At 41.4% G+C, this 823-nt stretch carries 1 pseudogene; it reads right to left on the bottom strand.

Going from position 1 to position 823, the window contains the following annotated elements:
* Positions 1-823 (bottom strand): annotated as a pseudogene (locus tag HT687_RS11530) (ISNCY family transposase); the annotation flags it as partial.

Consider the following 823-nt stretch of genomic DNA (forward strand, 5'->3'; position numbering starts at 1 on the left):
GGATGGGTTTGTGGAGGGACATACTTGCGTCTTTCTTTTTTTGTTCTGGTTCTGATTCAAAGTTTTTCGAATAGAGTTCATGAACTAGTAGCTCCTTTGTGTGATAGATCTTGTCAGCGATATTGAGGTAGATGTCACCGTCAACTTCTTTTATAACGAATGCTTTCGTCTTTCTGCTGAAGTAGACTTCTTTTCCTTGTTCAACAGGGATATAGCAACGATTTTGGAATCGGATATGGTGTCCACTATCGACGACTCTCTCCGCCAGTCTAGCCAGAATGAGATTTCGTTCAGAGGGCTTAGGAGCCTCCTCAAAGACAGAGAGTTTTGTCTTGTTTCCAAACTGTTCATTAAAGGTTTGAATGTAGGAAAGAAGGAAAGTATTGGCTTCTTCCAAGGTATGAATATTGTTTCGTTCCAGTTCAATAGGCAGGCGAGATTGTAGTGCCTGATTGAGTCTTTCGACTCTCCCTTTAGCTTGAGGGATAGCGGTTGTCTCAAGGAGAATCCCCAGTTGGTGACAGGCGTATCCGAATTGTGTATGGGTATCGTCCTCCATTTTCTTAGAGTTGGAGATTTGATAGGTAAAGACTGTTCTTTTATCTGTTTTGATTTGAAGGGGAATGCCGTGGTTGTCTAAAATTTGTTCGAGGACATGATAGTAAGCATTCAAGGTCTCTTGTTTATCAAAATAAGCCCCTAGGATATTGCCAGAAGCATCATCAATGGCTAGGTGTAAGTTAGAGGTTTCTGCTCCAAACCAGGCATGAGGGCTAGCCTCCATTTAGATGACTTCTCGCCAAAAAATTGTAAAAAGTTTAAA

The sequence above is a fragment of the Streptococcus sp. 1449 genome, from assembly GCF_013276805.1.
GTDB classification, from domain to species: domain Bacteria; phylum Bacillota; class Bacilli; order Lactobacillales; family Streptococcaceae; genus Streptococcus; species Streptococcus pseudopneumoniae.